A 14945-nucleotide genomic window follows, 5' to 3' on the forward strand; every position below is an offset into this window, starting at 1 on the left:
CGGCCGAGTCACGGCTGAATATCGGCCGCGCGAAGTAGAAACCGCCGTCGCCAACGGCCGTTCACTTTTGGGTATCGGCGTCAGCCGGCATCATACCCGCGGCCTGGATTACACGCCGCTATTTAATGAAACCAACTATCTATACTGCGCCAGCGGCCATCCGTTATTTGACTGTAAAGCCGAAGATACCCAGAAGCTGTTACAGCGGGCCGAAGTGATTACCAGTAACTACATGCGCGATAAAGAGCGGCGCAACGATGGTTTAAACTACCAAAATACGGCAATCGCCTATCATGTATCATGATGAAGGCATCGCCCATTTAATCTTATCGGGTAAGTTTATCGGCTACCTGCCCGAGCATTACGCAAGCTACTGGGTCGATAAAGGCCTGTTTAAAACAATACTGCCGCAGCAGTACAGATACCAGATCCCAGTGGCATTAATTACATCCAACAACCATTCTGGCTCACCGCTGGCGCAAGCGATGATAGACGCTATAAAGCAATGCTATTCATTTGAAAAGTAGAAATAATTATTGGCCAACGAATTGCCCCGCAGATATTAAGGTCTACAACTGCTAAATAAGTCGCTAATGTTTGTGTATTACGCTAATTAATAGTGACACTTACTATCCCGCCACCAGAGCCACCTCAATTTGATAATATATTTCAATTGCTTATGATTTACATTTGTGGCCCACAACTTGCTCTCTCCCAATCTTAAACTAATAGGAGGGTTCAATGAAAAAAGGGCTTTGGATAATAGCCGCACTGGTCGCGGCTACAGGAATATTTTGGGTAACACTACCGACACAACTGGACTTCCCCTAAAACACTAGACACTCCTTAGATTAAAATACGACTTTAGGAGGGCACCATGTCCAAGCAACGTTTTCCAACAGAATTCAAAGCCGAAGTAATCAAACAAATCACTGAACGAGTGTTACTCCGTTAAAGACGTATAAGAGCGTCTAGGTGTTTCAGTCTACCTGGCATTAATGGCGGATGAATACAGAGAAGAGACGGACGCTCAAGGTTAGATACATCCCAATTTCCCCACCTCAACAAGTCAGAGGTGGACTTGTTGGCAGAATGGTCTCTCAGTACAAACCCAGTAAGATTTTTATTTGTGGGTAGTGAACACAACTTAAACATGGATAACAAATTTAAATAATTGTTTTTATTGTATTTTCTAGTTTGATTTACGAACAACTCCAAAATATTGAATAATCCTCGCCGGCGTTAAAGTTCGCGCTACTTTAACGCCAGTTTAAACCATTCAAGCTGGCTTTCTGATACTTTATTGGCCTGGCCTATCATATTCAGCACGGCGACAAAGTCCTGATTCTCGCTGTTATCCAGCAGTTTTTTTACACCCAGGCTCCAGCGCGAAAAATCGCGCTGTGTGATTGATTTGCGCAGCAGCAGCCGCACATTAGTATGGCGTGTGTCGCGGCAAATGCTGGCATAGAGTGCATCAACTACCGCGGCTTCACCTTCGAGATATTGCAAAAAGTAATGCCCGGTATAAAGCAGAGCACCGGTAATATTGCACCTGTGGTTGTTTGGCTCGGCACGTAACTTTATTTTATTGATAGCGGCGTCATCGGTGCTGGCACAACGTTCACTGACGTAAATCAGCTGGATCTCATCTTTTACTATGTCTTGAGTTACCACAGCGCTTATCCTTTAGCTTTACTGCATCTGTTATAACGCCAGGCGCGGTGCAAAGCAATGCACCTAGACATTCAGACACGCCAGCACTTAAGTATCATGCCGGCGGCTTTTTAGCATGTGCTGCGTACTACACCCCACCAATACACAGGTACTTAATATCGGTGTAATCATCCAGGCCATATTTTGAGCCTTCGCGGCCATAGCCGGATTGCTTCACGCCGCCAAAAGGTGCGGCGGCATTAGATACCAAGCCTTCATTGACCCCCACCATGCCAAATTGCAGTGCCTGCGATACCCGAAACACCCGGCCAATATCGCGGCTGTAAAAATAGGCGGCCAGGCCATATTCGGTGGCATTGGCCAGCTCAATCGCATCCTGCTCGGTATCAAAAGCTTGTATCGCCGCAACCGGGCCAAAAATCTCCTGCTGGCTGATCGTCATCTCTGCTTTGACATCACCCAGTACCGTGGGCTGAAAAAAACGGTCACCAAAGCTGTGGTGGTGCCCGCCAAGCAACAGTGTCGCGCCATCGTCTAACGCACTCTGGGTAAGTTCGGTGACTTTTTGCAGCGCTTTATCGTCTATCAGCGGGCCGATATCGGTGCCCTTTTCCAGCCCATCGCCGATGCGCAGCAGTTTTACCTTTTCAACGAATTTCTCAAGAAAGGCATCGTAGACGCTGCTCTGCACCAGAATGCGGTTGGCGCAAACACAGGTCTGGCCGGCATTACGAAACTTCGATGCCATCAGGCCGTCAGCAGCGGCATCCAGATCGGCATCGTCAAATACAATAAAAGGCGCATTGCCGCCAAGCTCCATACTGACCCTTTTCACCGTATCAGCACATTGTTTTGCCAGCAATTTGCCCACGGCTGTCGAACCGGTAAAACTGAATTTGGCGACCCGTGGGTCCTGCGTTAGTACCTCACCAATTGCTTTGGCATCAGTACCGCAAACCACATTAAATACACCGGGCGGAATACCGGCCTGCTGCGACAACTCTGCCAGCGCCAGCGCTGAAAGCGGCGTTTGATGTGCGGGTTTCACCACAAAGGTGCAGCCTGCCGCCAGCGCCGCTGCTGCTTTGCGGGCCAGCATCGCATTCGGGAAGTTCCACGGCGTAATGGCAGCAACCACGCCAACCGGCTGGCGCTGCACAATAATACGTTTATCGGCAGATGGTGCAGGTATCGTATCGCCATACAGCCGTTTGGCTTCTTCAGCAAACCACTGCAGATAAGACGCGCCGTAAGCTATCTCGCCTTTGGCTTCGGTTAGCGGTTTGCCTTGCTCTAACGTCATTAAACGCGCCAGGTCATCCTGATGTTTCATCACCAGTTGGTACCAATCCAGTAGCAGCGCTGAGCGTTCGGCAGCAGGCTTGGCAGCCCAGCCGGCAAAGGCCGCACTGGCTGCCTGCACCGCTTGTTCTGCCTGCGTTTTACCGGCGTCGGCTATATCAGCTAGCAGCTGCAGATTAGCGGGGTTATTTACACTGAAGGTATTATCACTGCTATGCCATCTGCCATTGATATAACTGCCATTTTTTACCAGTTCGTGTGCGTCTAGCGGTAGCATTGTGTTCTCCTCTGTTTAACCGGGTTTACAGCCCGCTGCTTCGGGCCACCCTGCGTGTTATCGCCTGGCGCAGCAATGCCGGCGCCGCGCACAGCAAACTAAAGTGCTGTTTGGCGCGGGTGATACCGGTATACAGCAGTTCACGGCTTAATAACGGGCTGTTATCCGGTGGCAGTACCAGGCAACAATGATTAAATTCTGAGCCCTGCGATTTATGTACCGTAATCGCAAAGGCGGTTTCGACTTCGGTTAAGCGGCTGGGCAATACCCATTTAATGCTGCCATCGGCCAGTTGAAACACCACGCGCAGCATGTTGCTGTGCGGATCAACTAACGTAATGCCGATATCGCCGTTCATCAGCCCCAGGCTGTAATTGTTGCGCTGCATCATGACCGGCCGGCCGCTGTACCACTGCTGCTGGCGGTTGATTAAGCCACTGCTGTGCAGCCACTGACTAACTTGCTCATTGACGCCTTCTACGCCCCAGTCACCGCTGCGCAGTGCACATAACACCTGAAACCGGCTGTAACTGTTAAGCACGCTGCGTGCCCAGTTATCCCGCTCATCTACCATTACTTGCGGCAGCATCTGCTGCAGATATTGCCGGTAACCGGCCACGACGGTGGCCTTAAGTATACTGAGCTGATCTGCGCTAAAGAGTTCAATATCATCAAATTGCGTGAACAATGCCGCTGCGTCAGTATCACCACGGTTAACAGCAGCGGCCAGCTGGCCTATGCCGGAGCGCGCATCAAACCGGTGGCTTTTGCGCAGCATTACGGTGGCCTGATTCAGCGCGCTGCCGTCTCCCTGCCATTGATCCAGTGGCACAGGGCTAAAACGGCTCAGCAGCGCCAGTGTGTCGGCATGGTAGCCACCAACGTCTGCGCCACGGCATAAATCGCCCAGCACAGACCCGGCCTCCACTGACGATAACTGGTCTTTATCGCCCAACAGTACCAACTGTGCCTGCTCTGGTAAAGCATCGAGCAGTGCAGCCATCATTTCTAAATCCACCATTGAGGCTTCATCTACCACCAGCACATCCAGCTGTAGTGGGTTATCACGGTTGTGCCGGAAGCTGCGCCGGTTTGGCAGCGCACCCAGCAACCGGTGCAGCGTAGTCACTTCTGTTGGGATAGCGCCGGCGAAACCTTCAGGTAATTGGCTCAAAGCACCGCTGATAGACTCAGTAAGCCGCACTGCTGCCTTACCGGTTGGCGCCGCCAGTTTTATATTCAGCTCATAGTTTAAATCAAGCGCCGCCCCTTGTTGCAACAATGCCAGCAGTTTTACCACCGTAGTGGTTTTACCGGTGCCCGGGCCACCGGTAATAATGGCAAAGCGTCGCTGTAACGCCAGCACGCAGGCCAGGCGCTGCCAGTCGGGCGCACTTTGCTCAGTTTGCGGCTGCAGCGGAAATAACTGATCCAGCGTTTTAGCCACATTTGTACTTAATGGCTGCGTGTTGCTTAGCATGTCAGTTAAGTGCTGCTTTACCCGCTGCTCAGCCTGAAACAACCGGTACAGGTACAGCCGGTCGTCATGCAGTACCAGCGGCGCGGCGCTGTCTGTTGCCAGCCAGCTGCTGCCTGTAAGTGCAGTGCGGTAATCTGCATATTTCAGGCCCTTCAGCACCACCGATGGCCTATCTGTAAAGCGCTGTAAAAACTGATTCTGTGGCGGCAGGCTAAGCAGGCCATCCGGGTCGTGCAGTAAGTCCTGCAGCAGAATACAGCTGTGGCCGCGGCCATACTGATGGCACAGTAAAGCACAGAGCAACCACAGTAGCGGGTTGGTCTCGCCAGCCAGCTGATGCAGTGTTTGCGGCAGCTGTACATCTAAGGCGCGCAGCCAGCGCCGCTGTTGCCAGCGCTGCAACATAGCCTGCATTTGTGCCAGATCCTCTAGCGCCGGATGCATTGCTGCTTGCGCCTGCGGTTCATGTTCACTGCCAAATAACTCAATTTGCACTTGCAACCTCCGGCAGTGCTTTCCCGGCAAACAGGGCATCCAGCTGGGTTAACAGCGTAAAAGGTGCAGGTAGCATCAGCTGCCCCTGCTCTGGCGCACGGATAAACCAATACAGCGCCCCGCCTAAATAACGCTCTGGCGCGTGTAAATAATCAGGCTGGCGCAGCTTCAGTAAGCGGTGCAGTGCCAGCATGTACAACACGGCCTGCACATCGTAGCGCTTATCAAGCAATGCCTGCTGCATCGCTTCAGTGCTGTAGGCGCTATCATCAGGCCCCAGCCAGTTTGATTTGTAATCCAGTACCCAGTAGCGGCCATCCTGGCCCTGCAGGGTTAAGTCAATAAAGCCTTTTAACATACCGTTTAGCGTATCGGGTAGCAGTGGCGGGCGCGGCATACCGGGCAAAACAGCCTGACAAATCAGTTTATCCAGCAACAATACGGATACCTGCTCGGTCTGCAGCCAGAACTCCAGCTCGGCGCGTACCTGCGCCAGCTGGCTAAGCGCACACTCTGCGCCCAGCAGCGGCGCCGTTAACATCTGCTGCAGCCAGCGTTGCAGCACCTGGTGCCAGCTTTGCCAGTTATGCCGTGCCAGCTGACGCGCTAACATGTCAGTGCAAAAAGCCTCATCGCAATTCGCGAACCCCTGCTGCTGTGCCAGCTCAAGTAACTGGTGCAGGAAAGTACCGGGCAGCGCGCCGCGCACAAAATCATGCATGCTCTGGCTCTGCTCACTGTGCTGCAGCGGCTCGCTGATATCTTCCTGTAGCAGGCTATCAAGCGCGGTATCGGCAACCAGCATCGGGCTGTCTGCGGTATCTGCACGGGTTACGCTGCTGCCGGTGCGTAGCACCGAGTAACTGGCGATCCACCAAGGTTCGCGTTTAAGCGCCGTGTTAAGTTTAACAGCGGGTATAAGCTCAGGCAGTGCAGTGTTTTTAAGCGGTGGCTGTTTGGCTGGCAGCGGCTGCTGCTGCCATGGCAGTAAGCTAAGCGCTGCGCTTAGGTCTGCTGCTGTGCACTCTTCAGGTAAATTTAACAGGTAGCCGAGCGCACTTTGCGACAGTTTGCTCTTTTTACTGTTGCCTTCGCTAAACGCTGCCATGCCAAGCCAGCAGGCGTACACCGGCCGGGTTAGCGCAACATACAGCAGGCGGATGTCTTCCAGCAGGCGCTCATGCTCAGCTTTTTGCAGTACCGCATCATCCGGCATTAAGTCCAGCACCCGGTGTTCACCATCAAAGTAACGCTGTGGCCGGTCTTTTTTCACGGCCTTGACACCACAGATAAACGGCAGAAACACCAGGTTGTACTGCAGGCCCTTACTTTTGTGGATAGTGACCACCTGCACTAATTGTTGATCGCTTTCCAGCCGCAGTTGCTGCTCATCACTGTTGCCGCTGCCGTCAAGCTGTTCGCTGAGCCAGCGGATCAGCCCGCTTTCACCGTCGCGTTGCTGGCTTTCAGTTTGCAGTAGTTCAGCCAGGTGCAGCACATTGGTCAGGCAGCGCTCACCCTGCTCCTGCGCCAGCCATTTTGCCGGTAGAGCAAAGTAATGCAGCCAGGCCGTTAGCATGGCCAGCACGCCTTTGAAACGCCAGATCTGGCGGAACAGCCGGATCTGGTCAGTCAGCTGCTCCCTGGCAGTTTCGTTATTCAGCCAGTATTGCAGCTGGGTATCGCTGTTTTGCGACAGGGGTAATGCCAGTGCGGCACGCAGCAGGTTATCATCTTCCAGCTGATGACAGGCTTTTAACCAGTACAGCACACTTGCGGCCTCGGCGCTTTGCAGCACTGATTCATTATCCGACATATACACCGAGCGCACATTACGTGCACTGAGCTCGCGCCTTATCAGTGCCGCCTCGTTGCGGTCGCGCACCAATATAGCAATATCTGCCGGTTGCAGCGCTTTGCTGCTGCCATCTTCGCCGCTCAATACGGCCTGGCCGCGCTGAGCCTGCTGCAACAGATAAGTGATTTCATCGGCGCAGGCCTGCGCCATCAGGCTCTGATAAGCGCCTTTTTTCAGATCGGCAGGCTCTGCATCCGACAGCCAGACATTTAGCGCCGGTATTTCACTGTCGCCAAGTTGCAATTTGGTATTTTTACCTTTGGCCTCTACCGCGATAAATGGCAGTTCAGTTGCCTCACCACTGCCAAAACCAAAGGCACCACGCTGTGCTTCGGCGGCACTGAATAACTGGTTTACGCCCTTTACCAGCGCCGCCGTAGAGCGAAAGTTCATGTTTAAACTGTAATGCCGGCCAATTGTTAACGCCCGCGCCTGCAGGTAGGTGTTTAAATCGGCACCGCGAAAGCTGTATATCGCCTGTTTCGGATCGCCAACCATAATCAGTGCGCTGTCAGTACTTGCCACATCGGGGTAAATAGCGCGGAAAATGGCAAACTGCAGCGGATCGGTATCCTGAAACTCATCCACCATCGCCACCGGATACTGCGCCCTGATCCGCGTGGCCAGCACCGCACCGCTGTCACTTTGCAGCGCTTTGTGCAGCTGCTGTAATAAGTCGTTAAAGTCGAGCTCGCCGCGTTGCTGTTTACGGGCATGAAACTCGTGGCTTAACCAGTGCGCCGCATGATGCCGAACCGCCAGTGCCAGCTGTGGCTTGGCGTTAAGCCAGTCAGCTATCACATCAAAATGGTCAAACACTGCATGGCTTAGCAGCGGCTGACCTTTCTTTTGCGCACTGGCCAGGTTTGCTGCACGGTATTTTTGTATCAGCCTGGCAAAATCAGCATCCAGGCTGTTTAGCGCCGCAGGCTCTGCCAGCAGGTTTTGCCACCATTGGCGCTCTGCCGGCCAGCTGGCGGCACGAAACTTATTGCCATTTAACCAGCTGTTGTCAAAAGCATCATCCAACAGCGGCAAGACATCATCAGTTAGCAGCGGCTGCAGCTGATGGCACAAGGCATCAAGCTGTGTCTGCCACTGGTTTAACGGCACAGCCGCCTGCTCAGGGCTTAACGGTTCGGGTAATGGCTCGCCACCGGCGTTAAATTGCATAGCGTCGGCATCGGCCTGTAACCAGGGTTGCACATCGGCCAGCAGTGCCTCGGGCGATTGAGCCACCCGCCCCAACTCATGCAGTACCGCGGCATCGGTCAGCGGGTATAAAAAACGGCGCCAGTAATCGCATGCCAGTGTATGCAATAGCAGCTGATTATCATCAGTGAGTGTGTCCTGAAAACCCATGCCCGAGTCAAAGGCATGCTCGGCCAACATACGCTGGCACCAGCTGTGAATGGTGAAAATAGCCGCTTCATCCATCCACTGCGCTGCACGTTCCAGTACACCGGCACAGGCAGGATAGTCCGCGGGCGGATAATGCTGTAGCAGCTTGCTCAGCAGGTCATCGTCAACACTGCCTCTACGAAACGCGGTGGCAGCCTCGACCAGCCGCTGACGAATGCGGTCACGCAGCTCTGCCGTCGCGGCCCGGGTAAAGGTGACCACCAGAATTTGCGGCGGCGTTAACGGCTGCGCAAAGCCGGTAGCCTGTTCGCTGCCCGCAGCGCCCTGGCCATGGCCCAGCACCAGGCGCAGATACAAGGCAGCCAGCGTATAGGTTTTACCGGTGCCGGCACTGGCTTCAATTAAACGGCTACCATGCAGCGGAAAGGTCAACGCATCAAGCGCTTTTACATCGTTGTTGTGCACAGCTGGCGCTGACGGGCTTTGCTGGCTCATAGTGCGGCTCCGCTCTCGTTATCAGTCAGGGTTTGCAGCATAGGGCCATACACCTTCGGCGCCCAGTCGGTAAAACCGGCCGCCAGCAGGCTGTTAAAGTCGGGGTAATAGCGTGTCAGCTCCGGCGCGTTGTCACGCTCGCCACTGCGCTGATAACCGCCTTCAAACATGTCGCGGCATTTACTCTCATCGCCGGTTTGCAAATAGCACAGCGCTGTTTTCGGCATCAGCGGCAGTGGTTGCTGCAGCGCCACCTGCCAGTGTTGCACCAGTGCATTGAGCATGGCACCGGCCTGCTGCTGCGGCTGCGGCCGGATCTGCACCGCATCATCCAGGCCGTACTGGTGTATCGCCAGTGCTTCGCCCTGGCTGTTTGCCGCCAGTTGCTGCAGCCAGCTGCTACGCAGCGTATGCACGCGCAGCTCGCCTTTATCGCGTATCGCACTGGGGCGCAGTAAAATAAGCGCCTGCTGGCCGGCAGCATTGCTGTATACATTTGCCAGCCGGTCGTTTAACGCAATACCGCCGGGCGACAGCTGCAGCTTTAATGCCTTGCTGCGCCGCTGCCAATCCATACCCGCGGCGCGATAGCGGCTGAATACGACGCCCGCCTCGCGCGCTATCTGGGCAGCGCTCAGTTTACCAAACAGCGCCAGCGGTAAACGGGCTTGCCGCGCCAGTTGCTGCACGGCAGCATCAATGTCAGTACTGGCATCCAGCATCAGCTGATCGAGCAGCTGTTGTTTCAGCTGGTACAGTTGCAGCGCATCCAGCACAAAGGGTTCGGCATCTTCAGTGGTGTCAGCCTGCTGATAAAACCGGGTTTTAAAACGCTGGGTTAAATAGTGCCGGCACGGGTTGGCCAGAAAATCATCCAGCAGGCGTAGCGTCAGTACCGGCAACGCTTCAGACGGCAGCGGTGCGGTTTCAGAGATGGCTAGCTCAGCGGGCTGACCAGCGGCTGGCTGATGCGCAGCCTGCCACTCATGGGCGTAGGTACGGTAGCGGCCATTAAAATACTGCGCTGAAAACGGCTGCATCGGGTAGTCATGCGTCAGGCTGTCTGCGCAACTTTTACCGGCGTTGGCCGCCTGCCAGCCGCTGTTCAGCAAGTCGCGCAGCTGGCTTAGCAGAACACTGGGCGGTAACTCGCTGTTATTACGAATATCACGCCCAACCCAGCTTAAATACAGGCTATCGCGCGCACTTAACAGCGCTTCGAGAAACAGGTAACGGTCGTCATCGCGCCGTGAACGGTCGCCGGGGCGGTAGTCTGTTGCCATCAGGTCAAAGTCGTCGCGCATGCGTGAGCGCGGGTAATCACCATCATTCAGGCCCAGCAGATAAATACGCTTAAAAGGTATCGCACGCATTGGCATTAGCGTAGAAAACGTTAAACTGCCAGCCAGAAAACGTTGGCTTAAGCCGCTGCTGCCAGCTTGCTCTAACCAGGCTTCACGCAGCACCAGCAAGCTGATGTCTGCCTCAAAATCGCCGCTGTCGGCGGCGGCTACCAGTTGATCCAGCGCTTCACTCAGCCGGCTGTAGATCAGTTGGTCATGCTCGTCGTTAAAATCAAACAGGCTAAGCAGCAGGCCGTCCTCGCCCAGCATCAGTTGCTGCCACTGCGGCAGACTGCGCTGTTGCCCGGCAGCGATAATACTGTGCCAATGCTTTAACTGCTGAATAAACTGCAAAACCGGCCCAAGCTCGGCTGCGGCCAGCCCGGCAACTTCAGCATAGGGCGCTCTGTCCTGCCACAGCGGTTCATCACCGATAGCAAAACCCAATAGCATCCGCTCAATACCGAACATCCAGCTGTAACTGCTGTCGAGCTCACCCAAATCAAGCGTGCTGCGCTGTGCACCATCCAGCCCCCAGCGCACACCGGCTTCAGTTAACCATAGCCGCAGCTGTGGCAGTGCTTCAGCGCTGATGCCAAAGCGACGCTGAATGGCCGGGACATCCAGTAAATCGCTGATCTCACTTAACGCGAAGCGCTGCTGCGGTAGATCCAGCAGGTACTCGAGTGCCAGCATTAGCGGCTGGCTGCCGCGCAGGCTCTGATCGGCCAGCGTATAGGGTAAAAACCGTGGGTCGTCATGCGCCAGGCGGCCAAACACCGCGTGAATGTGGCTTTGGTACTGGCTGATATCTGGCGTCATCACGATAATATCGCGTGGCTGCAGCGTCGGGTCGGCGCTAAAAGCGGCAATCAGGTTGTCCTGCAGAATTTCGACTTCGCGCTGGCGGCTGTGGGCGATATGAAAACTGATGCTATTGTCATCAGGAGCTAACTGCCGTGGCACAACGGGTGTAGGCTCCAGTTCCAGCATACCCTGCTGCAACTGCTGTAACAGCGGTAAACCAGCGATATCGGCTACCGGTTCTGAGAATAAATCGATACGGCCGTTAAACCAGTGCTGATAATGCTCGCTCTGGTCAAATTGATCCAGCAGGCTGATATAATCCCGCCCCTGCTTACCTAAACTGGCCAGCAATACCGGCGCATGCAGATACAACGCATCGGCATCTAACACCTGCGGTAAACCTTTTTTACGCTGCTGGCGTTTTTGCGCCGTGCGCATTTCATCTTTAATACTGCTGATATCGCCCCAAAAGTGCCGGCACGGGTTTAATACGGTAAGCAGCACCTGACGCTGCGCTCCCAGTGCCGATAACAGTTCGACGGTTTGTTGAGGCAGGGATGAGACACCAAATACTACGATGCGATCGGGCAGTAAATCGGGCCGCGCCAGTTTGCCTTCACGCAGTGCAGCCAAAGCAGTATTGTGCACATCGGCCCGGCTTGAATAGGCATTTTCAGCACAGATACCGGCCAGTTGCTGCTGCAATACGCGCCACAAGGCTGGTTGCCACAGTTGGTCATCCGGTACAGGCTTAGCGCCATTTAATAGATCCTGCCCATCGCGCCAGCTTTGCAGCCAGTCAGCGCGGTATACCTGATACTGGTCAAATAAATCGGCCAGCCGCAGTGCCAGCTGATAAGCCTTGCGGCCATCTGTATCGTCTTGCAGATAACGCTGTAGCGGCGCAAATACCGGTTCGGTCAACTGTGGTAATAATGCCAGCAAGCGCCAGCTTAAATTAATTTTGTCGTACGGCAGGCTTTTCGGAATACTGTCGCCAAGCACCGCACGGTACAGCTGCCAGACAAACTGGTTAGGCAGTTCTACCTGCAAGCCGGCGGCAATGCCCGGATGATTGTTCGCGGTTTCGGCCAGCGCCATTTTCAGCCACTGCGCAATACCATTACTTTGTACCAGAATTTCTTCAGTACCCAGTACCGACACAGGATGCTTTGCCAGCCACTGCACCAGCAACTCGCGCAGCGTCTCCAGTTTATTGCTGTGGATCACGACAAAACCCGGCTCTAGCATGCAATTTCTCAGCGAAAACAAGATGCTGGCAGAGTACCACAGGCGGCAAGTTTTGAGCTACCATTGCCACTGCTGATATTACTGATTGCGCCATGCAGCAAAGGATAACTATGTTACGCACCGCCCTGACCCGAAAAAAACTGTTGCTTGTGATCATGCTGCTACTGGCAGGTTGCGCGACATTAGCCCGGTTTGATTTAAACCAGTTATATGGCAGCGCGACACCGGATAACAGAGTCACTGCCGGCGCAGATGCCGCGTACTTTAACGAGCAGATAAAACCGATCATCGACCAACGCTGCGTGGTATGCCACGCCTGCTACGACTCGCCCTGCCAGCTGAATATGGCGTCAACCGCCGGCATTGAACGCGGCGCGCATAAAGAAAAAGTCTATGACGGCGCCAGGCTGCTGGCAGCAACGCCTAACCGGCTGTTTATCGACGCCCAGACGTTGCAGCACTGGCGCGAGCGCGGATTTTTTCCGGTACTGAATGAGCGCAGTCAGACTGCAGAAGCCAACACCCAGGCCTCGGTACTGGCCAGAATGCTGCAGCTTAAACAGCAACAGCCTTTGCCGCAGGGCACCATTTTGCCTGACAGCTTCGACTTTAGCCTGGACCGCGACCAGCAGTGCCCCACCATTGAAGAGTTTGAGCACTACGCCAATAAACAGCCCCTGGCGGGCATGCCTTATGGCTTACCCGGCCTTAGCAGCAGTGAACATCAGCAGCTGATGCACTGGCTAAGCCAGGGCGCCGCTATGCCGCCAGCCGCTGGGATACCCGAAGCTGAACTGGAACAGGTGGCCAAACTTGAATACTGGCTAAATGCCGACAACCTGAAAATGCAGCTCAGTGCCCGCTATATTTACGAGCATTTATTTACCTCGCACCTGTATTTTTCTGCCTTACACCAACCCGGTCAGACACCGCAATTTTATCAGCTGGTACGCTCAGCAACGCCGCCTGGGCAGGCCCTGAGTGTGATTGCCAGCCGCCGGCCTTTTGATGACCCCGGCGTTAAACGGGTGTATTACCGGTTAACACCGGTGCAATCGACTATCGTCAATAAAACGCACCAGCCATACGATATTAACGCCAGCTTGTTGCAAAAATGGCAGCAATGGTTTGTCGATGCTGACTACAACGTAGATAAATTGCCCGGTTATGAAAGTGAAATAGCAGCCAACCCGCTTACCGCTTTTGTCCAGTTGCCGGTAAATGCCCGCTACCGTTTTATGCTGGAGCGCGCAGAAAACACCATCATGGGCTATATCAAAGGCCCGGTATGTCGTGGTCAGGTGGCGCTTAATGTGATAAACGACAGGTTCTGGGTGTATTTTGTTAAGCCTGAAATGGCCACCGCACCCGGTGTCGAAGCCTTTTACTTATCGCAGCAAAACAACCTGCGGTTGCCAGCAGAAAAAGACAGCACAGCCTTTGCCGTTAATTGGGTAGCGTTTGCCAAACGTCAGGGTGATTACCTGCGTGCACGCAGCCAGTTTTTAAACGAAGCCCTGCAAGGTGGTCAGCACCTGACAATGGACGGCATCTGGGATGGCGACGGTAATAACCAGAATGCCAGCCTGACGGTGTTTCGCCATTTTGATAATGCCACTGTGGTAAAAGGTTTAGTTGGCAGCGCGCCCAAAACCGCCTGGGTGATAGATTACGCGCTACTGGAGCGGATCCATTACCTGCTGGTGGCTGGATTTGACGTATACGGCAATTATGGCCATCAGCTGATGACCCGGTTGTACATGGACTTTTTGCGGATGGAAGGCGAGTCTAACTTTCTGGCGTTTTTACCGCCACAAACCCGCCGCAGCGAGTTCAATGCCTGGTATCAGAAGGCCGGCCCAGAGCTGACTCAATTTATCGAAGGCGATATAAATCCGTTTAACCAGCCAAGCGGCATTCGCTACCAAAGCGATGATCCCAAACAAGAGCTGTATGCCCTGTTCGCAAAGCACCTTCATGCGGTACAACCTGAGCAACATCAGTTATCTGCCAGTGGCCTGAATAAGCAAAGCCTGGCTTTACTGCAGCAACTTCAGGAAATAAAGGGAGAAAAAGCCGCCATACTGCCGGAAATAACCATGATAGTGGTTGAACCGCAGCAGGGCGATAAGCCTGAGCTGTTTACCTTGCTGCGTAACAGCGCCCATTTCAACGTGAACAGCCTGTTCTCTGAAGAACAAAACCGCGACAGACAAAACGATGATGTTACGCTGGTGCACGGCATTCTGGGCAGTTACCCTGATGCATTCTGGCATGTGCAGGAAGCCGATTTACCTCAGCTGGTAAAGCTGGCCAGAGCGATTAACAGCGAGCAGGATTACACCGCCTTGCTAAATGCGTTTGGTGTACGGCGCAGTAATGTGAATTTCTGGCAGTTTAGCGACCGGCTGAACGCAGTGTTCCAGCAGCGCAACCCTATAGACAGCGGCTACCTTGACTATAACCGGCTGGAAAACCGCTGAGTGTCTACATACTGGTTACTGCTGCTGTAACCACTCGCGCGGGCTGGCACCGGTTTTACGCCGGAATGCCCGCGCCAGCGCGGACGGGCTGTCATAGCCCACTTCGTCAGCGATC

8 protein-coding genes and 1 pseudogene are annotated in these 14945 nt (G+C 54.2%); 3 read left to right on the forward strand and 6 right to left on the reverse strand.

Translation table 11 applies throughout. From position 1 onward, the window contains the following. Together VIN66_RS10735 and VIN66_RS10740 are read left to right on the forward strand one after the other, a co-directional pair. Window positions 1-304, forward strand: a pseudogene (locus tag VIN66_RS10735) (hypothetical protein); the annotation flags it as partial. After that, the gene (locus VIN66_RS10740) at window positions 294-527 is read left to right on the forward strand and encodes a LysR substrate-binding domain-containing protein (RefSeq protein WP_331923991.1); all 234 of its coding nucleotides are present in this window, start codon (window positions 294-296) and stop codon (window positions 525-527) included. The pseudogene VIN66_RS10735 and the gene VIN66_RS10740, both read left to right, overlap by 11 nt. A 727-nt stretch (window positions 528-1254) precedes the next feature. Here VIN66_RS10740 and VIN66_RS10745 read toward each other — a convergent pair. The 5 genes from VIN66_RS10745 to recC form a co-directional block, all read right to left on the reverse strand. Next, window positions 1255-1677 carry a BLUF domain-containing protein gene (locus VIN66_RS10745; RefSeq protein WP_331923992.1) on the reverse strand — a complete coding sequence of 141 codons (423 nt, stop codon included), beginning with the start codon at window positions 1675-1677 and terminating at the stop codon, window positions 1255-1257. A gap of 127 nt (window positions 1678-1804) precedes the next feature. Next, window positions 1805-3256, reverse strand: a complete 1452-nt coding sequence (locus VIN66_RS10750) for an NAD-dependent succinate-semialdehyde dehydrogenase (protein WP_331923993.1) — start codon at window positions 3254-3256, stop codon at window positions 1805-1807. 25 nt (window positions 3257-3281) lie between these two features. Beyond that, the gene (gene recD, locus VIN66_RS10755; protein WP_331923994.1) at window positions 3282-5231 is read right to left on the reverse strand and encodes an exodeoxyribonuclease V subunit alpha; all 1950 of its coding nucleotides are present in this window, start codon (window positions 5229-5231) and stop codon (window positions 3282-3284) included. Then, window positions 5221-8946 carry an exodeoxyribonuclease V subunit beta gene (gene recB, locus VIN66_RS10760; RefSeq protein ID WP_331923995.1) on the reverse strand — a complete coding sequence of 1242 codons (3726 nt, stop codon included), beginning with the start codon at window positions 8944-8946 and terminating at the stop codon, window positions 5221-5223. Before recB ends, recD begins: the two co-directional genes overlap by 11 nt. After that, complete coding sequence (recC, locus tag VIN66_RS10765) at window positions 8943-12347, reverse strand: exodeoxyribonuclease V subunit gamma (protein ID WP_331923996.1); 3405 nt, start codon at window positions 12345-12347, stop codon at window positions 8943-8945. The genes recB and recC overlap by 4 nt, the downstream gene beginning before the upstream one ends. Before the next feature lie 110 nt (window positions 12348-12457). Between recC and VIN66_RS10770 the strand changes: the two genes are divergently transcribed. Beyond that, on the forward strand, window positions 12458-14830 hold the full coding sequence (locus tag VIN66_RS10770) for a fatty acid cis/trans isomerase (protein WP_331923997.1): 2373 nt from the start codon (window positions 12458-12460) through the stop codon (window positions 14828-14830). A gap of 15 nt (window positions 14831-14845) precedes the next feature. Here the strand turns inward: VIN66_RS10770 and VIN66_RS10775 are convergent, their stop codons facing one another. Further along, window positions 14846-14932, reverse strand: coding sequence for an AraC family transcriptional regulator (locus tag VIN66_RS10775; RefSeq protein ID WP_331923998.1), 87 nt, complete (start codon window positions 14930-14932; stop codon window positions 14846-14848). Between the last annotated feature and the right edge of the window lie 13 nt (window positions 14933-14945).

This window comes from Rheinheimera sp. (assembly GCF_036568245.1).
In the GTDB taxonomy this organism is placed as follows: domain Bacteria; phylum Pseudomonadota; class Gammaproteobacteria; order Enterobacterales; family Alteromonadaceae; genus Alishewanella.